Origin of the sequence: Tenebrionibacter intestinalis, from assembly GCF_016632365.1 — a bacterium.
Lineage (GTDB): Bacteria > Pseudomonadota > Gammaproteobacteria > Enterobacterales > Enterobacteriaceae > Tenebrionibacter > Tenebrionibacter intestinalis.
In genome coordinates this window covers 1-302 of record NZ_JAEPBH010000209.1, presented here as the reverse complement: position 1 = coordinate 302, position 302 = coordinate 1, and the positions used below count along the sequence as shown (strand labels likewise).

Sequence of the window (302 nt, the reverse complement as noted above, 5' to 3'; positions counted from 1 at the left end):
TAGACTAGCCCCATAGATCACCAGACACTTCGCCTCTCTTAAAATAAGAGGTAGTCTTAGAACTATGTTTAACATCAGTCAGAATAATAAGATGGTTGAAGTGTTATCAGGACCTGAGCGGCGTCGCCGTCGTACTCCGCAGGAAAAAATTGCCATTATTCAGCAGACTATGGAGCCTGGCATGACCGTGTCCCATGTCGCTCGTCTGCATGGCATCAATGCCAACCAGATCTTCAAATGGCGAAAACAGTATGAAGAGGGATCGCTGACCGCTGTTACTGCCGGTGAAGATGTCGTCCCGG

1 protein-coding gene is annotated in these 302 nt (G+C 48.3%); it reads left to right on the top strand.

Annotated features, from left to right (window positions below):
* Window positions 1-91: 91 nt before the first annotated feature.
* Window positions 92-302: transposase (locus JJB97_RS18500; RefSeq protein WP_238715551.1), on the top strand; the 211-nt coding region annotated here is incomplete at its 3' end.